Source organism: Mucilaginibacter sp. P2_A5, from assembly GCF_056404995.1.
The window spans coordinates 153,557-173,036 of sequence record NZ_JBFUCY010000001.1 but is presented as its reverse complement, the minus strand read 5'-3'; the positions used below and the strand labels follow the sequence as shown (position 1 = coordinate 173,036).

Annotated in this window: 14 protein-coding genes; 10 read left to right on the top strand and 4 right to left on the bottom strand. The window is 37.6% G+C overall.

Features of this window, described 5'->3' with window-relative positions; all coding sequences use genetic code 11:
• Positions 1–99 precede the first annotated feature (99 nt).
• The gene (locus tag AC1DXF_RS00630) at positions 100–468 is read left to right on the top strand and encodes a diacylglycerol kinase family protein (RefSeq protein ID WP_477445055.1); all 369 of its coding nucleotides are present in this window, start codon (positions 100–102) and stop codon (positions 466–468) included.
• 695 nt (positions 469–1,163) lie between these two features.
• Here the strand turns inward: AC1DXF_RS00630 and AC1DXF_RS00625 are convergent.
• Positions 1,164–1,721 carry a 4'-phosphopantetheinyl transferase family protein gene (locus AC1DXF_RS00625; RefSeq protein WP_477445053.1) on the bottom strand — a complete coding sequence of 186 codons (558 nt, stop codon included), beginning with the start codon at positions 1,719–1,721 and terminating at the stop codon, positions 1,164–1,166.
• Positions 1,722–2,497: 776 nt separating this feature from the next.
• On the opposite strand from AC1DXF_RS00625, the gene AC1DXF_RS00620 reads away from it, so the two are divergent.
• Positions 2,498–3,646 carry an acyltransferase family protein gene (locus AC1DXF_RS00620; protein ID WP_477445051.1) on the top strand — a complete coding sequence of 383 codons (1,149 nt, stop codon included), beginning with the start codon at positions 2,498–2,500 and terminating at the stop codon, positions 3,644–3,646.
• A gap of 80 nt (positions 3,647–3,726) precedes the next feature.
• On the opposite strand, the gene AC1DXF_RS00615 is transcribed toward AC1DXF_RS00620, so the two are convergent.
• Positions 3,727–5,193: an oligosaccharide flippase family protein gene (locus AC1DXF_RS00615; protein WP_477445049.1), complete on the bottom strand. Its 1,467-nt coding sequence runs from the start codon at positions 5,191–5,193 to the stop codon at positions 3,727–3,729.
• A gap of 72 nt (positions 5,194–5,265) precedes the next feature.
• Complete coding sequence (locus AC1DXF_RS00610; protein WP_477445047.1) at positions 5,266–6,264, bottom strand: glycosyltransferase family 4 protein; 999 nt, start codon at positions 6,262–6,264, stop codon at positions 5,266–5,268.
• 160 nt (positions 6,265–6,424) lie between these two features.
• Between AC1DXF_RS00610 and AC1DXF_RS00605 the strand changes: the two genes are divergently transcribed.
• The 4 genes from AC1DXF_RS00605 to AC1DXF_RS00590 all read left to right on the top strand — a co-directional run bounded on the left by AC1DXF_RS00605 (position 6,425) and on the right by AC1DXF_RS00590 (position 11,790).
• Positions 6,425–7,978: a glycosyl hydrolase family 28-related protein gene (locus tag AC1DXF_RS00605; RefSeq protein ID WP_477445045.1), complete on the top strand. Its 1,554-nt coding sequence runs from the start codon at positions 6,425–6,427 to the stop codon at positions 7,976–7,978.
• 239 nt (positions 7,979–8,217) lie between these two features.
• Entirely contained in the window at positions 8,218–9,774 is a 1,557-nt protein-coding gene (locus AC1DXF_RS00600; RefSeq protein ID WP_477445043.1) for a glycosyl hydrolase family 28-related protein, read from the top strand.
• A 339-nt stretch (positions 9,775–10,113) separates the two neighbouring features.
• Positions 10,114–11,331 carry an O-antigen ligase family protein gene (locus AC1DXF_RS00595; RefSeq protein ID WP_477445041.1) on the top strand — a complete coding sequence of 406 codons (1,218 nt, stop codon included), beginning with the start codon at positions 10,114–10,116 and terminating at the stop codon, positions 11,329–11,331.
• 210 nt (positions 11,332–11,541) lie between these two features.
• Complete coding sequence (locus tag AC1DXF_RS00590) at positions 11,542–11,790, top strand: hypothetical protein (protein WP_477445039.1); 249 nt, start codon at positions 11,542–11,544, stop codon at positions 11,788–11,790.
• Positions 11,791–11,995: 205 nt separating this feature from the next.
• Here AC1DXF_RS00590 and AC1DXF_RS00585 read toward each other — a convergent pair whose 3' ends face one another.
• Positions 11,996–12,850, bottom strand: coding sequence for a WecB/TagA/CpsF family glycosyltransferase (locus AC1DXF_RS00585; RefSeq protein ID WP_477445037.1), 855 nt, complete (start codon positions 12,848–12,850; stop codon positions 11,996–11,998).
• A gap of 461 nt (positions 12,851–13,311) precedes the next feature.
• Between AC1DXF_RS00585 and AC1DXF_RS00580 the strand changes: the two genes are divergently transcribed.
• The 4 genes from AC1DXF_RS00580 to AC1DXF_RS00565 all read left to right on the top strand — a co-directional run bounded on the left by AC1DXF_RS00580 (position 13,312) and on the right by AC1DXF_RS00565 (position 19,475).
• The gene (locus AC1DXF_RS00580; RefSeq protein ID WP_477445035.1) at positions 13,312–16,701 is read left to right on the top strand and encodes a non-ribosomal peptide synthetase; all 3,390 of its coding nucleotides are present in this window, start codon (positions 13,312–13,314) and stop codon (positions 16,699–16,701) included.
• Positions 16,702–16,927: 226 nt separating this feature from the next.
• Positions 16,928–17,287 (top strand): hypothetical protein, encoded by a 360-nt coding sequence (locus AC1DXF_RS00575; protein WP_477445033.1) that lies wholly within the window; start codon positions 16,928–16,930, stop codon positions 17,285–17,287.
• Between the two features lie 199 nt (positions 17,288–17,486).
• On the top strand, positions 17,487–18,650 hold the full coding sequence (locus AC1DXF_RS00570; RefSeq protein WP_477445031.1) for a glycosyl hydrolase family 28-related protein: 1,164 nt from the start codon (positions 17,487–17,489) through the stop codon (positions 18,648–18,650).
• 45 nt (positions 18,651–18,695) lie between these two features.
• Complete coding sequence (locus AC1DXF_RS00565; protein WP_477445029.1) at positions 18,696–19,475, top strand: polysaccharide biosynthesis/export family protein; 780 nt, start codon at positions 18,696–18,698, stop codon at positions 19,473–19,475.
• Positions 19,476–19,480 lie beyond the last annotated feature (5 nt).

The window sequence follows — 19,480 nt, the reverse complement described above, 5'->3', positions numbered from 1 at the left end:
ACCCGGCCAAACTCAAAAACGATTGTTTGTTTGGCCAGTTACAGCATCGTTTATTTAGCACATGTTTTTAAATAGGACGAAAAATTACCCTCAGCGTACATGAACAGAATTAAGGAACATTTGACAAGCTACAGATATGCTATACGGGGCATAGTAATAGCATTTCGATACGAACATAACATGATCGTTCATCTTGCCGCTGCTATTGCCGTTTTGGTGGTAAATATCCTGTTGAAAGTCAATCAAACAGCGTGGCTCATTACGCTGATACTGATTGGCCTGGCATGGATGGCAGAAATTTTCAATACAGCTATTGAAAAATTAGCCGACCGGGTTACCAAAGAGCAAGACCCATTAATTGCCCAGGTTAAAGATTTAGCTTCGGGAGCAGTGCTTATAATATGTTTTTTCGCAGTAGTGTGCGCCGTTATCATATACTTGCCGTATTTGTTAGCGTTGAAGTATTAGGCCAAAAGGCTTTATACCCCCCCACATAAAGCGTTTGAAGGGTTTTTGTTGTGTTTGATACCTAATTAGTGAGCCGGATGCAAAGGATGTCCGGAAAGAAAGTCTTCGTGAATGTACATGAGAAATCCTTCTATCTTTTGTTCAAAATCATTTAACTCCACTATCTATCTCGGACTCAGAAAGAACATAGTACCGGTGGAAGGATCGTATTTTGTTTTACCATAACCATAACTCACGGAAGTTGAACACATTTTCTTTAAACAGATCACAAAGAAGTCACTTGTATGCTGCGGAATATAGCTTTAACCCCAAGCTTTTTTCAAAAGTCGTGGAGAACAAACGAATTAACACGCCAAATTTTATATCTTTTTCACAGTCAGTTATTTACAAATAATATTGAGCAAAAATAGCCGAGCTGCCTCTTTCTTTTTCCAAAAATATACTTCAAAAACTCAGGGATTGGTTTCGTATAGTTTTTCAATAATTACCTCACCAGCCGGATATCGTCAAGCTGATAATAACTTTCTAACAGTTGACTCCATTGATCACTGCTAAAAATACTTTTCTCCCGTGCGGAACCACGACGAGTTCAATGAATGAAGGGTCGATTTTTGATCTCCTACACATTTTATCTATCGGGGGCAAGGTGCAGCAGTAGTAGTAAGTTCTGCCCCGCCCTCTGCTGCGATTCGTTTTTAGTCGAACCAAACTTCCTTTAATGTCAAAGCTGCTGTTTCAATATTCTTGTCAGTTGCCGCATGACATATATAGCCTGGAGGTAACTTTATCGGCGTTACAAACCATTTATCACCTTTAACAATTGTTGTCCCCGAAATTACTTCAAAGGAATTTAATTCAATACCCAAACCTATTCCTATTGCCTTTAAAACGGCTTCCTTTTGCGTCCAGTAATAAAAAAAAGCATCCTGTTCTGATGAGTTTAATAAACGGCCCCATTCAAAATCAGTCATTTGTTCTTTATAGTCGGCAAGTGTAATTTGGTGAACCCTTTCCAGATCAATTCCTATAGGGCCAGTATCAGAAACAGCACATGCAACCACATCCCCTGTATGCGAAATACTGAAGTCAAAAGCGCTGTTATTCAGGAACGGTTTCCCAAATTGATTATAGGCAATTGATTGAAAGTCGAGTTGAGCGTTAAATTCTTCATTAACAATTTTTTTTAACAACATGCGGCCCCGAATGGATAACAGCGCATCGTCTTGGTTTTTGAAGCGTAACAGGTATTGCAAATAGCTTTGCGGTAAACCATAATCCCAATAATCGGATATAGAAAATGACGAAGCCGTTATGTGATTGTAGTAGATAATAATCATCGACTGTTAAGCAGTAAACTTAAAGCATCAATTATAACTATAAATCTGGTTAACAACAAAATGTACAGCATGTCCTTTGTTGTTCATTAACTTGATCGCGGGTTTACTAATTATTATAAAGGATCGGCTACTTTGGTAGTAGTTACCTTTTTTGAGTTGACACAAGGCCGGCTTGTTAATAGCCTAAAGATACGAGCTCGGTTCGTTACTTAGAGCTTGACAATGGTTAATTGCTTTTCATGTAGCATTTTGCTAAGTTATTTTAAAACACAATGCCGCTGACCGGAGCTTGCTTAGCATTAGTATTAATATTTTTACAATGTATTATTTGGTGCGCTTTCACTAAATAAAAGGTGGATAATTAATTGGAATAAGATTGTTTTATTTCCATTGAATGAACAGTCGACTGTTTATCAAGTAGATAGCAGGATAAAAAAGCCGATTATCTTAGCCTAAGCATAAAATTGGTTTATTTCGATCGCAGTTACGGCCAGTGGTAAACAAACCAGGTGCATTTATTCTAATGCATGTTATCTTTTATTGTTGCAAATTTGTTGGAATGGCCTTTGTTTAATAAGCCATTTAGAGCTTAGGAAAAATCGGTCACAATTTTACTTAACAGTAAACAGCTTTGTGGAATTTTAAATCGACCACCACCTATAATCATAAAAAGCCTGCAATAAATTTTGTTGATGGATCCGTTTAATACCCAATTTATACGTAATGAAAAAAGATGGCCCTGGATTGATTATGATAAAGGAATTAGTATCATATTGGTTGCCTATGGACATTGCTATGAAACCCTTAAAGATCATGGCCTGGCATTGGATCAATATCCTTTTTTTAATTATATAGGAGTTTTCTTGTACGGTTTTCGTATGCCCTTGTTCTTTATTATATCCGGGCTGCTCATTGTAAAAAGCCTGAATAAAAAAGGCCTTTCGGTTTACATTAGCAACAGGAGCAATAATATATTGCACCCTTTATTTGTATGGGGGATAATTCAGGTTACATTACAAATTATCATGAACCGTTTTACCCACAACGGTTATGCGCCGATAGATTATTTAAATTTGATTATAAACCCGAGACGTACAGGTATTTTCTGGTATTTGAACGCCTTGTATTGCATCGGTGTAATATATGCCTTTCTGCACGTCAAACTGAAGGTGCCTGCTATTGCGCAGTTGTGTATAGGTGGCGTTTTATATGCACTGTTCCCTTTAATGTATCATATTAAAGCAGGCTTGTTTATCGATATTTTTGAATATTACGTTTTTTTTGCGTTGGGTGATTTGCTTTCAAACCTGATGCTTGATGATCAAAAAATGAGGATTTATACCTCATGGAAGTTTTTTGTACCCTTGCTGTTATCTTTTTTAGCTATTCAATATTACTGTACCCCCTTCAATTTACAAGCATCAGATTTTGGTATCAGGTATGTTGAGGTTAATAAACCATACCTGTTTTTTGCGCAGGCTATTATTGGATGCGCGTTATCTGTAAACTGCTCTTTCTTTTTGCAAAAATTACAGGTGTTGAAATTTCTGCGGATAGTTGGCTATCATTCATTGTATATATACTGTATACAAATAATTGTAATGACGGTAGCGCGCACTATTTGCATAGGGGTATTACATATTACATACGTACCTGCGCTGATATTTATCATTTGGTCCGCCGGAATTGTATTGCCTATCTTTTTCTACAATCTCTGTCTTCGATATGGATTTTGGTGGCTGTTCAGTTACCGAAAACCTGAAAAGGAAATAGCGTATATAAAAACAGCGGATATTTTTAGCTTTACCAAAGGCAAAAAACTTGCCGAAACAGAAGTGTAACACCGCTTGTATATTCTTCTGTGGAGTGCCTGCAATTTTACTCTTACTTATATGCTAAGCTTATGTTAAAGGTAACCCGGTTATGCTACAGCGTTTGGCTTTAACATCAGTGCCTGTATTTTTTTACCGCCAAACGTTACAACCAAGATAGCTGCCCAGGCAAGTATAAAAAGCAGGTAGGAGTTCATCACTTTGCTTAAAAACATGTAACCACTTATAAATGCAACGGTGGTGATATAGAATGTCAGGATTGATTTTAAGGTAACCATTTTACGCCCAAGGAGCAAAATATCCTGCGAGATGTGAAACACCAGGAACGATGCAAATATGGAGTAATTTACCACGCTTAATGATTTGATATACAACACACCAACAAGGCACATAGATAAGTTTACTATCAATGCTATAATATTAAATAACATATCTTGTTTTTCCATTTTCATGGCAATTAAAACGTTAGCCTGCAACAGCGCCGTCGGGAAAACCAGGATGGTTAAAAACATTTGTTTGGTATATTCGGCATTACTTAAGTAAGTATTACCAAATGCTATAGGAATCAATTTATCCGAAAATGAATATATAAAGGTAAATGCCAGCCAGCCAAACAATAAATAGTATACATGCATTTTTTTATAAAACGCAAAAAAATCGCCTTTATCCGGCTTTGAATAATGCTTTACCAGCAATGGAAAAACCGAAGTTGATATCACTACGGGTAATATTTGCGCTATTGAAAATATCTTGAATGATATTTCATAATTGGCCACATCAAAAGCCGTTAATACCTTTGATATAATGATGTTTGACATTCGCCAGTTAATGATGGAAACACCCCCTATAATTACAAATGCCCAGTTTAATATTACCAGTGCTTTCATATCATGATAGGTGACCTTGCAACGCCATAATGTTTTTACCGTAACAAGGTTTGATGAGCCAATAGTTAAAAACAGGTTTAGTGTTAAAAAGCGGATACCTATTAGAATTACCGATAAGGTAATGATAGAAAAAGGATAAACAAACAACAGACATCCGGCAACAAACTTCAGTACCGATTCGATTGTAAGGATGATAAAAGTTTTCTTTTGTTCAAAATTGGCAATGTTCAGTGATTTTATACCATTAATAAGGTTGTCAAAAATAACGTTAACGCCCATCAGGATAATGAGAAGCCGGGTAAACTGATCGCCATAAATCAAAAATGCAAGGGCGATATTGACTATGTAAAATCCAATGCCAAAATATATCTGCATTTTAATAAACTTGCTTATCAATGTTTCCTTATCATCAGTATGAATAAATTCCCTGATAAACCATTGACTTAAGCCCATTGTTGAAAATGCAGTAACCAATTGGTAAATAGCGTTGGCTATGATGTATTTGGCAAAAATGCCGGTAGGGTATTTGCGCGCCAGGATAACAAAAAATAAGCTTAGGAACAGCGTTTGCGACATTTGGGATATTATTCCCCAACTGCTGTTTTTAAAAAGAGAACTTTGAAATAAGGCTGAAATTTTAGTGGAAACTAAACTGTATGCAATCTTCATTTTATCCTGTACTGTAATTTTTAAAAGTGTATGTATATTTTGTAATGAAGTCGCGCTATCGTCAGGAATAAATTATAAGGAGTCGATAAGCCTGGTGTAGTTATTAATCATCACCTCATAGGTAAACATTGCTTCATAATGCTTGCGGCTGTTTTTGCTCATTTGCCCGTAATCTTTAACGGATAAATTTACTATGCTGTTTATTGTATCCGCAAGGCCATTCCAGTCTTCTGTCAGCTCGATGCCATTAAAGCCGGGTACGCCAATTTCCAAATTTCCTCCTATATCGTTTACCAATAAGGGTTTTCCATGCATGATACCCTCTAATAAAGCTATAGGTAAACCCTCTTGAATGGAAAAAAGCATCAAAAAATCGACCTGTTTAACTAACTCATTCACGTGCTCAACAAAGCCTAATGCTTTAAAGTTTGTGGTATTGTTACATTTTTCAACCAACTGGTTATAGTCCGGCCCTTTACCTGCAAAAAGAATCTCGATGTCGGGGTGAAGCTTACCTTTTAAATGGTCTACAATTAATAATTGGCGCTTAACATCAATCACCCTGGCCGAGTACAGTATTTTAATTTTTTGACCTGTTTTAAATGATTCAACGGGATTAGCCTCTCCTTCGTCCCTAATCCCATTATATATTAAAGTGATGTTTCTGTTTTTCAGATTAAAATATGTGAGCAGGTTATCAGTAACTTTTTTGGAAATTGATACAATATCACGCGGAAAAAACGAAAATTTTTTATGAGTGCTATATACATTGTGTGCGATATAAATTATCCGCGTATTCAAAAAAAACACCCTCTTAATAACCATAATCAAAGCCATTATGTTGCGGGCATGCACCAACAATATTTTATTGTTTAGATAGAAAGGGTTGGCAAATTTTACATATTCTGCCTGTTTAATACCATACTTTGGGTGTAATTCCTCAAATTTCGTAAATCCCAGTATTTTGCAATTGTATTTAGCTTTTATGCCGTTGTGCAAATCTAAAAGTACCTTTTGTGCTCCGCCATATTCATTAAGATCGGATGTAGTGGATAATATTTCTAAAGCCATTTTTTTCTTAACAGTTAAAAATTGGCTTCATTGCTAAATCTTTCAGGTAATATTTCATTTCTTTATGCTGTGCAGTCTGGCGATTTGTGCTTTTGCAAATTGTTGTTTTTGCGAAATTTGTTTATTTTTTTTATATTTTAGCTAACGAATACCCCTATCTATGAAGAAACTTATAATTTTTGCGGCCTCATTTTGTTTAATCGCATGCAAAAAGCAGGCCACGCCTTCAAATTTCGGGCAAGTTGAATCATTTAGCAATTCTTTAACAATTAATTCATCTATTTCCGCTGCATCTGTAGCATACGTGAACGTTAAAGACCACGGAGCAAAGGGTGATGGCGTAACAGATGACACCGAAGCAATTAAAAACTCGCTTTTGTTTGCAAAAACCCAGGGGGCTGCTAATATTTATTTCCCCGATGGAAGCTATATGGTAGGGCAAACCGGCAATGGTGGGGGTATTATTCAACTTATTGATGGAGTGGGGCTTATTGGTACGGGACCGGCCACCTGCCATATTAAATTAACCGGCGGACGAAAAAACCCCAATCCGCTATTTTATCAGTATTATGTTGGCACGCCATCTATCAATAACGTGGTGATACAGGGGATAGATTTTAATGGCAACCTGGCCAATCAAACTTTTGATGCCAGCTATCAGTTTTGTACAGCCCTCAGCGTCAATAATGGAAAGAATATTGAAGTAAAAAACTGCAAGTTTCAGAGTTTCAGGGGTGATGGGTTGCTTTTTGGCGATGTTTTTGAGCCCAGCCTCAATATCAGGACAGTTACAGGGGTAAGTGTGCATGACTGCGAATTTTATAATATATACCGCGAGGGAGTTATGTTTTGCTGCGTAAACGGAGCCTCGTTTTATAATAATAATGTTCATGGCGACGGATACCTGGTAGGTGGAGTAGATATTGAAAGGCATAGCGTTAATGAAACCGTTTTAAACGTATCTGTATACAACAATACTTTCAATTTTGGCGACGGCTATGGTCCGGTTGAACGTGGTGGACCCAGGGTGCGATATAGGCGGGCGGTAACCATGGGGTTCTTTTACGACGGCTACAAAAACGGAAAGGTTGATTCGTTAAGCGGACATTATAAAATTTACAATAACAAGATTTACCAGGGTCAAATTGATTGCTGGAATATGGTTAACGTAAGCATATCTGGCAATAATTTCACAAACAGCTATGAAAACATTTTGGGTGTTGGATATTTAACGGCACCAGCAATTAACATATCTGACAATGCAGGTGCTACCGGGCTTATCAACGTAAATGCAGATAATAACATCATCCGGTCGGATATTGGCAATGGAATAGCCTTTAAAAGCTACACAAGCGTTACTGCAAACGCCAACACCATAACAGGTACGCCTTTGGCCGGCATAAGCATACTTGGTACCAGCGGCTGTTTTTACGGCAACCAGATATTCGATGTTGGTACAACGACTACGCCCGCATCTGGAATATTAATTAATGGCAACGCGTCGGGCTTATATGTTGCATCGAATTTGGCTGCCAATACAACCACAGGCACCAACCGCACCACTGACTATGTAGTGAAAATAGGCAGTTCAAATAACGGTGCCGTCCCTCCTAAAATTGTTAATAATACGGCAAAGAATACATTGAAGGGCATAATTCTGCCATATTACTATCAGTTAAATTACATTGTAGCTTCAAACAACGTCTCGATATAATAACGACGACAATAACCAACTACAAATTTAAAAAATCAGGATCCCGCCGATCTTTTTTTGCTGCGCTTTGTAAGAGTGGGCAACATTATCCCCTGCAACCTGCAAAATCCCGCATTCAATAATCGGGCCAGTTTTTGAGTCAAATCAGCAAAGTTCTCGAACGAATAACTTTATTAATTGTTTGTAACTATTTCGTCACAAAAATCGTTAAAATGGGGCAAGCTATTTGATAATACCCCATGAAAAACAACTTACTATTTGTGTCTTTATTTTTTTTTGTTGCTTGTAAAAAAGAAATTCCCGTTTTAGCCCCACAAGCGGCAAATGTTTCTACACCAAACACAGTTATAACATCATTAGCCGCCATGGCGGTGCCAACCGGAACTTATAATGTAAAAGATCAAGGCGCCAAAGGCGATGGCGTTGCCGACGATACAAAAGCAATCAGGAATGCGCTGCTTTATGCCAAGGCTCACGGAATAGCTAACGTTTACTTTCCTGACGGCAGTTATATGATAGGTGAAACCGGCAACAGCGGCGGCATTATTAAATTGGTTGACGGTGTGGGCATGATAGGTAATGGGCCTGCTACCTGCCACATCAAATTAACAGGTGGCCGCTATAACCCAAACTCTATTTTTTACCAGGACTATACGGGCACGCCGTCAGTCGGAAATCTAATCATACAGGGTATCGATTTTAATGGCACCTTGGCGTTACAAAAGTTTGATGCCAGCTACCAGTTTTGCCATGCGCTGAGCATTAACAATGGCAAAAACATCGAAGTAAAAAACTGCAAGTTTCAAAGTTTCAGGGGCGATGGCCTTCTTTTTGGAGACTGTTTTGAAACACAATTAAATCTGCATATCGTTTCCAATGTAAATGTACACGATTCGGAATTTTTTAATATTTATCGTGAAGGCACTATGTTTTGCGCCGTAAACGGTGCATCGTTTTACAATAATAATGTGCATGGCGATGGTTACCTTGTAGGCGGCGTTGACATTGAGAGGCACAGCGTGAATGAAACCGTATTAAACGTATCTGTATATAACAATATTTTTAATTTTGCCGATGGCTACGGCCCGGCTGAAAGAGGAGGACTAAAGGCCCGTTATCGTCGTGCAGTAACCATGGGTTTCTTTTATACCGGCTATAAAAATGGCATTGCCGATTCATTAAGCGGCCATCATAAAATTTATAATAATAAAATTTACCAGGGACAAATTGACTGTTGGGGAATGATTAATATAAGTATTTCTGGTAATTCCTTTACCAATACATATGAAAACATTACAGGAATACAATTTTTAACGGCACCGGCTATAAACATTGCCGATCCATCAATTACAAAAGGTCTTATAAAAGTTTCTGTTGATAACAATATTATCAAATCGGCAATGGGAAATGGTATTATGTTTAATAATTATACCCAAACACAGGCCAACGCAAATGTTATAAGCGGCACCCCTGCAGATGCAATAGTTATTTTAAGCACAAGCGGCTATTTTTATGGCAACAATATTACCGATGCCGGTACAATACTCAAACCCGCTGCAGGTTTTGTGGTTAGCGGAAACTCGTCCGGATTAGAAATTGTGGCCAACCAGGCATCAAATACAACATCAGGTCAATTACGTACAATGGATTATGTTGTAAAGATAGTTAGTGCCAACAATGGTAAAGTTGCACCCAAAGTGGTAAACAATAAAGGCCACAATATGATTACGGGTATTGTATCGGTATATTGGCTCCAGGCGACTTTTGTGCAACTACTTAATAATCTGGCAAACTAAAAATAAGTTATAACACTTTTAAGAGATACAAGCCGGGGTTACCTCCTTTTTTTGTAAATTTAGCATCGATAAAGAATTTAAAAAACAAAAAACCTTTTTGCCAATTAACGATTATAGTGGGGATGATTGGTTCAAAGAATGAGGTAGTCATCGATGCTGATAGGTAAATAATGCTATCGCGACAAAAAACATAGCAGTTATTTATTTATGCTCTTAAAGATTCTGATTTTTTTTGCCGTTATAGCTGTTTACCTGGCGTGGTATATAACTTTGCTCATTCAGAAAAAAGATACGTCACACCTGTTTTTTAGCTTTATAGTTACGTGTATACCTTTTCAAATGTCGTTTCCTCTGTATACTCCCACGTATATATCTATAGATGGAATCGGGTCCTTTACCGGCAAAGTTTTTTTGATGCTGCCAATGATAGCATCGGTTGTACTGCTGGTAATTCAAAAAAACAAGAATGTATTTTATATATACAAAAACGAACGATGGATTTTGTGGGTTATACTGATTATTGCAATTTCTTTGGTAAACCCATTTAATGTAGCCAGGTGGGGAACGGTTGCATTTGCAGTAGCCATGTTTTCGTACATATTTTACTTTAGATTAATTTACAATAGCCTTAGCCCCATACAAATTATCAACGGTATTTTTGCCAGCTTTTTGTTTCTGGGCGTTCTTAATTTTTGCCTTGCCATATTATATCCTGTTTTAGGTGTAACATTTGTAACTACTATTTTCCAGGCTGGTGGCGATATTTGGGCCACCAGGAACGGTACACGCGCGGGGGCTATTGGCATTTTTGTAACACCAGCTAATCTTGGGCTATTTTCTGTTATTGCCTCGGGTTTTTTCTTTTCGGGCTATTTAACCGGATTTAAAAAGAAGCTTAGCTTAATTGCGCTTATAATGGTATCTATAACCATTATACTTACCTATTCCAGAACGTCCTACGTTACGTTGGTGATTATATTGTTTGCACTTTATTATATCTTTAAAAATGCCGATAAGCCATTAGTATCGCTGAAAAGCTTTTTTTTAGGGGTATTGCCGGCTACTCTTGTGCTTTATTGGTTGATATTTCTTTCGCCATTTAGCGCAACCTTCCTTAAAACGGACGCCGACGACATGTACCAGGCCAGGCTTGACCACTGGACCATGGGATTTAATATTTTTCAGAGATCGCCGGTTATAGGCGTGGGTATTAACAGCCACCTTGAATTTGTGAACCGGTCGCCCGAAATGAGCAAAGTAATTCATAACGACTTTTTAACATCTAATCCAATACATAACACACACCTGATAATACTTTGCGAAACAGGCATTATCGGATTTGCCCTTTGGTTGATTTTTATCGGAACAACATTCGCTAAAGCTAAAGCCAACATAGCCCATAATGTTAATACCATATTTTCGTTAACACAAATAGCTTTGTTGATGACTTACATTATTTATGGATTTACCGATTGGGCGCCTGTTTCTCATTCAACGTTTCCAATCTTTTTGCTCTTTACATTCTTTTTCGGTAAGTATAGCTTAACCACAACTTAGCTTTTGTATGTAATATTGTGAAAATTGCATAACAGTTATTCTGTTTCGTCGCCATTGCGATGAAAGAAGCAAAGGCATTCTCCCCTTTGCTTTATTTATTCAAGATAAACTTTTCCAGTTTTAGCAATTACATCAAAATAACCAGATTTATCCACAAACCTTATGGAGCTATCATCCGTATAAAACCGCAATTGGTAACCTCTGAAGACGATGAATAATAAAAAGTTTAGGATTTTGCTTGCTGTAATCAACGTTCTTAGCATCATTACACTTGAAAAATATTGGAAAAACGGCATCAGGTTTGTCTTCAAAAAAAAAAAGAAAAATCAGATTAAGCCCCATCGGGCCGTGCCTGATATAGCCGCTCCAGCGCTCGAATTTCATCGCCAGTATCCGCTTTATAACCGTAGTAATAAAGAAGACGGCCTTATAGTCGAGGACACCGAAAAAATCTTGTAAACTAAGCCATGGGTCTTTATTTATACAAAAATACGTAGGCTACTTACCCGAATAACCCAAAAACGGCAGTTTTATGCTTACGAGGCACAGTGGCTTTTTAAAAGTTTTTCATTGGTGGTACGTTTTCGGTAGCTTTTATATTTTACCACTTGTTTAAGTTAATATCTAACGGAATTATCTGCTTTAGTAGAAACTATTCGTCATATTAGGTATCTATACACTCCCTATCTTTTAAATCTTTCTTCAAATTCCGGTTAATAATTTTAGCTAGTTTTCGTTTAATCTTAAATTTCGAATGGTTATATGTGGAGGAATCGTCATCTTTTGGGCCTGCGTCATCGTCTTTTTCGGACAAATAAAGGAGCTTACGAATGATAAGATAGCAAAATTGAGGATAGGATTTTATTGAGCGTTCAAGAAAACCTTGTTCTTTATACAGTCTATAAAAAAAACGAAGGTTCAATTTGTCAATAAATTGCGGATAAAAATTAATCTCGCGTTTGGTTTGATGTAAAAAACCGCCACAAGTGTAAACGGCGCCGATATATCCGGCCACTCTTAAATCCAAAGCCATCCTTTCCTGTAATAAAGCGCCCATGCCCACAAAAATGATATCAGGATTAGTTTTTACAATTGATTCGATAGTTTCTTCGCGGTGTGTTTTTGAAGAAAAGTAACCATCGTGAAAGCCTGCTATATTCAACCTGGGGAAATTAGTTTTAACCACGGCTACTGTATCTTTTAAACTATCAGCGTCGGTTCCAAGAAAGTACACGCCCAGGTTGCCCTCAATGGCAATATTAAATACGTAAGGTACAACTGACGTCATATCGCACGAAAATCGTTTTATTTTAAAAGCAGCAGCTTTTAATAAATTTAATATGAATACTAACAATATCCCGTCTGGTGCTATAAAGTCAAAGCCTCCAAATAACTCCGCTTCTTTAAAAGCCAGTGTATATGAGTGAGGATTCAAAAAAGTGATCAGCTTTTTTTTTCTTGGGTCAAAATCTTCTAATGTGCAAGGTATTTTTGAAGTGAAAATATTATAGATATCCATCTTTCTCCGGTTGTTGGATTCTGTTATCCAATCTTTATTTCTTTTTAAATCAGCAATGTCTTAATCAAATGCAAAGCCAACTTTGGTCACATGCAAAAACCAAAAAGTCTTTTTTAATCTATTGTAAACCTAACCGCCTCATTTTAAACTTTGAAGCATAAAAAAAACGTCAAACAAAACATCTGCACAACATATACGAATATTAAAATTTTTGTTACATACCTACTTATTTTCCACGCATGTCTATATTTATCGAAAAAGGAATTTTTCTTGCTCTCTTTTCTTCAAATCAATACAGCGTTGTTATAAATAAAGTACAGTTTACACGATAAAGTTTGCTACCAGAATAAACTGAATATCTTAAAAAACCTTTTTGCTGTTTTTTATATTAAGTATTAAAAACCTCGTAAAATTGCCTTATCTTTTTAATAATAGCCTTCTAATAATATCTAACTATAAATATGTCCCTAACATCTGCCACCCAAACCGAACCACTAAAATTAAATCTAATTGAAAAAGCTGCAATCTTAACACGACCAACGGCCTTAGCCACAACTGCGGGCACCGATAATGGTGCGAATAGAAATTATGGCATAATTGACTTTCATACGGATAACGCCGTTAACAAACAACTACAACTTTTGAGTGACAATCACGATATAACTACTATTCCAATTCTTATCACAGCGCTTAACATTGTGCTTCAGCGATATACGGGCCAGCCCAATGTATTATTAGGACAAGCCTGTGTGAAAAACACAATTAACGCAGAAGAAATAGAAGTAGGGCATATCTGGACCGAGTTTGATAGCGATATAACTTTTATCGACCAGTTAAAACAGGTAAACGCCGGCATTTTGAATGAAACAGTTTTTAATAAAATAGATAAAAACGAAATAAATGCAACGGCGTTGGCTAACTCAGGGCTATTTCAGATATTCTTTATCGTTGATACCGGTGGTAGCCAGGATGACTTAGCTTCATCCAATAGCCAGGAAATCGTTGGCCAATTGTTGTCGCAAATTGACGACTTTTATTTTGGCCTATATTTTAAAGAAACCGGTAATCAGTTTACCGCTTCTGTTTTTTTCGACAAAAAGAAGTTTGGCTTTGGCTTTTTTGAACCATTTAACGATAGAATCCTTAACCTTTTAGCCGAAGTTTCAAAAAATCCTACCCTGAGCTTAGGCGCGTATAATATACTTGGCGATATCGAATTGAATGCACTGTTGAACGATTTCAATGATACCACTGTGCCTTACGCCAGTGAAAAAACTTTATTTAACGCCTTTGAAGAACGAGTTATCAAACAGCCTGGGAACGCTGCACTAATTAAGGGTGAAAGGCAAGTAACCTATGACGAATTAAACAAGCAATCCAACCAGCTTGCCCATCTGCTTATTAATGCTGGCATAAATCCGGGCGATAACGTTGGCCTATTGGCCGGAAGGGATTTTGATATGATTAAGGGTATGTTAGGCATACTTAAAGCCGGAGGGGCATATGTACCTATCGATCCTGACTATCCATTGGAGAGACAGGAGTACATTTTCAACCAGTCATCGATCAAAATGGTGGTAGCCGACAAGAATTATCCATTAAAGTCATTAATAAAGACAGAAAATTTTATCCTTATAGATACCGCGGGGGACGCAAAATTAAGCGATACCAATCCAAACCTGGTAATTGATAGCAGGCTACTCGCCTACACCATTTATACATCAGGATCAACAGGCAAACCCAAAGGCGCAATGATCGAGCATCATTCGGCAGTAAACCTGGTATCGTGGGTAAATAAGAAATTTAACGTTAACCCCACCGATAGGCTGCTTTTTATTACATCGATGTGTTTTGACCTATCGGTGTATGATATATTCGGAATGCTGACAGCAGGAGGAGCTTTGGTCATAGCAGAAAAGGACGAGATTCAAAACGTTCAAACACTATCAGAGATGATGCAAAAGTATTCCATTACCTTTTGGGATTCTGTACCTACCACAATGGACTACCTGGCACGGACCCTTGAAAAAGAAAATTCGTCTTACAAATATGCGGGATTAAAGACGGTTTTTATGAGTGGCGATTGGATACCTGTAAATCTTCCGAATAAAATTAAAATTTTTTTTCCGGGTGCCAGGGTGGTGAGTTTAGGCGGCGCAACTGAAGCTACGGTGTGGTCTAACTTTTACATTGTGGATGAGGTTAACCCTTTATGGAACAGTATCCCATATGGCAAACCAATTGACAACAACTTTTTTTACATCCTGAACGATCATTTACAGCCCGTACCCCTGGGAACCGTGGGCGATCTTTTTATTGGCGGAGTGGGCGTAGCCCGCGGTTATGCCAATGACTTTGAAAAAACACAACGATCATTCATCAAAGATCCTTTTCATGCTGGTGCTGGCGGTATGATGTACCGGACTGGCGATTTGGGCCGTATGATGACCGATTATAATATAGAATTTATAGGCCGCAAAGACAACCAGGTAAAAATTCAGGGATTCAGGGTGGAACTGGGCGAGATAGAAAGCGTACTTAACAATAGCGGTTTATTAAGCAGTGCTGTAGTTTTGGCAAAAGCAGATGAACATGGCACCAAACAACTGGTTGCTTATGTAGTATATAACAACAGTGATGAGACCAGCAATGAAGCCTTAACAGCTTATTTAAAGAAAACCCTACCGGATTATATGGTACCTGCTGTTTGGATAAAGCTTGAAAAATTGCCACTTACCGCAAACGGCAAAATTGACAGGCACGCGCTTTTAATCAACGATGATTTTAAACAAGTTAAATCGGATATAGCCGAGCCCGAAACGGAAACCGAAAGGATGCTGCTTAATATTTGGAAAGATTATTTCAAAAAAGGCAACATTGGCGTTACAAACAGTTTTTTTGAAATTGGCGGCCATTCATTAATGGCTGTTCAAATACTGTCAAAACTAAAAAAAGTAACCGGGAAAAATTTTCAAATTTCCATTCTCTACAAATATCCAACGGTAAGGGCTTTATCTAATTTTATTGATCAGGAAACCAGCGATTATAATTTCAAATCATTAGTTGCTATAAAGCCTTCAGGATCAAAACACCCGCTATACATTATTCACGGCGATGGTTTGAATGTACTCAACTTTAGTCATCTTGCTAAGCATGTACACCGCGAACAGCCTGTTTATGGCCTGCAAGCTTTAGGCCTTAATGGAATAGACGAACCAATTGATAGCCTGCCGGTTATTGCATATCACTACATGCAGGAAATTCTTCAACACAATCCACAAGGGCCTTACCTGTTAGCAGGCTATTCATCGGGTGGTTATGTTGCTATGGAAATAAGGAAGCAAATGGCTGCCTTGGGTAAGGACGTTAAAATGCTGATTATTTTTGATACAGATGCAGAAAAAACAGAATATAAGGATTGGTATTCTCTGCTGCCCCAAAAAGCTAAAAGACATTTTCCACGCATGGTACAAGCTTTAAAATTTTCGATAAATCAACTATTTAAAGACAAGAGCATGCAAGGACCTGCCCCTACAGAGCAAAAAAATGACACAAAAGATTTTTACAAATTGGTGCAAAAAATAAAAGGCAAACATATTACGGCTTTCAGGAATTATGTTTTGGAGCCGTTTGATGGTAAACTGTATTTATACCGGGCAAAAATTAGTGTACACTATGTTGAATTTGGAAAGTTTTTGGGTTGGGAAAAGTATGCCGAAAAAGGCGTTGAACTCTTTGAGATTCCGGGCGATCATTTTTCTATGCTCCAGCCGCCTCACGTAGCGATGTTTGGAGATATTTTACAAGGCAATATTAACAACGTAACTGTAGGTACCACGGCAACAACGTAAATAAACAGGCAATTTATTAATGCTAATTTTAATTTCTTTTGGTTGTAGTTTAGTATTTATTGCCCATTGCCGAGCAATGGCATAGATATTGCATGCGCTGTGCCAATAGCATTATTTATTTGACTAGGGTCCGATGCGGACATTTAAGTGGTAATGAAATTAATAGAAATACCAATATACTATGAAAAAAATTACACTTCTAATTCTCGCAGTTACAATAACATTAATGGCATGTAAAAAAGGTGGCCTGTCAGAAAATGCTCCTGCAAACAACGATCCTAATTATGACGCACATAATAATATTTTCAGGGTAAAAGCAAGTTCAACTGCCCGGTTTAAAATAACTATAATTGAATACGACAATGACGGTGTTACACCTTATAATACCCAGTATGCCGAACAGACAACGGCATTTGACTATGGCTTTACGCCGGTAGTGGGCCATAAAATAACAGTGGCAATCCAAAGTGCAAACGGGTTAATTACATCAAACGTAATGTACAAAGGCATCTATCTTGATCCTGTCACCATAAAAACGATGGAAAGTGGTTCGACCGGCAACTTTAGCTATACCGTTCCAAATTAATTCATAGCTTTATGGAAAGCCGTTTTGTTAAAAAAGATTGCGGCATATGTTTTTTGATGCAGAGAGTAATTAAACCACACCAGACATATATCAGTGTATGATTAATGGTTTATACACGTTAACAACGCTATTCTCATTTTTTATTTTAAAAATGGCTTACTGCTGTTCTGCCAAAAACGAGTTAATCATTAATGCACAAATGCAACCGTTAGCAGTTAATGTAAAAGACGCGGGAGCTAAGGGTAATGGAATAAACGATGACACCGAGGCAATACGCGGAGCAATTAAGCTGGCAAAATTAAAAGGAATACCATCGGTTTATTTTCCCGGCGGCAAATATTTGATTAAAGAGCAGGGAGATAAGCCCGGAGTTATCAAACTGTTAAATGGCGTTGGTTTAATTGGAGATGGTACGACAAAAACCCATCTTATTTTATCGGGAGGACGCAATAATCCCAACTCTATATTTTACCAGGCCTGGTGGGAAGAGCCGTCAATAGATAACATAGTTATCGAAGGAATAGATTTTGATGGGAATCTGGCTAAGCAAAAGTTTGATCCGGAGTACCAGTTTTGCCATGCGCTGAGCATAAACAATGGCAAAAATATAGAGGTAAAGAATTGTAAGTTTCAAAATTTCAGGGGGGATGGCCTGCTTTTTGGCGATACTTTTGAACCAACTCTTAACAGCAGGATAGTTACAAACGTTTCCGTTCATCATTGTGTTTTTTTTAACATTTATCGTGAAGGAACCATGTTTTGCTGTGTTAATGGCGCATTATTTTATGACAATACTGTGCATGGTAATGGCTACCTGGTTGGTGGCGTTGACATAGAACGGCATAGCGCCAATGAAACTGTTGTTAATGTATCTGTATACAACAATACATTTAATTTCAGGGATGGCTTTGGTCCCGTTGAACGTGGAAAAATTATCAGGTACCGGCGAGCGGTAACCATAGGCTATTTTTACGACGGGTATAAAAACGGCAGGGTTGATTCTTTAAGTGGCAATCACAACGTTTATAATAATAAAGTATACCAGGGTCAGATTGATTGTTTTGGCCACGTAAATGTTAACATTACAGGGAATATAATAATTAACACTTTTGAAAACCTTAAGGGAGTGCTTCATATTAGCACACCGGCCATTAATGTTTCTGATGCGTGTACAACCACCGGTTTGGCAAATGTTAAAGTTGACGACAACTACATTAAATCAACCATTCCCGGTAATGGTATCGTTTTTTACAAATACAAAAATATTTCGTCGAAGCGTAACATACTGCGGGGAAAAAATTTGGGCGGCGTGATGCTGATTAACTCTGAAGGGAATGTTCAATCAAACATCAGCAAAAAATAGCCCGGCATAATTACACAACAAAATAATTGAAAACAAAGAAAATCAATGAGTTTATTTAAAGCAAAAAGGTTCTTTGTAGCCTTCTCCCTTATCACTTACGCGCTGTCATCATGTCAATCTTATAAAAACGTTCCTTATTACAAGGATCTTGATAAAAAAGAAATTGTGACGGAAAAGATCAGTAATAACCCGGCATACCTTATTCATACCGGCGATATACTGGGCATCAATATAACAAGCAGAAACCCGGAATCTGCAGCGGTTTTTAATTATAACCTTGCCCGTGTAAATGGTAATAGCTACAATACATCTCCAGACAACCCGGTAATAGGCTACATGGTTGACGACAACGGCAATATTCATTTACCCATGGCCGGCGAAATAAAAGCAGTAGGCTTAACTACCACCCAATTAACAGAAAGCCTGGGCAAAACCTTGCTTACCTATTTAAAAGATCCGGTGATAAATGTCAGGATAGTAAACTTTAAAGTATACGTATATGGCGATGTGGCCCGGCCCAACGCTTATACAGTTGTTGATGAGCACGTCACCGTGATACAGGCCCTTACAATGGCCGGGGATTTGAATATTACCGGCGAACGAAAAAAGGTTATATTGATAAGAGTTGAAGGAGGCGAACGTAAATATGTCCCACTTGATCTTACATCAAAAAACATCTATAGTTCACCCTACTTTTACCTCAAAAACAACGATGAAATTTACGTAACACCAGGGCGGGCAAAACTTACAGCTAATGGGTTGCCTGTTTTAGGGATAATTATATCTGCCTTATCTGTTGTTGCCATAGTATTAACGCGTAATTAAATTAT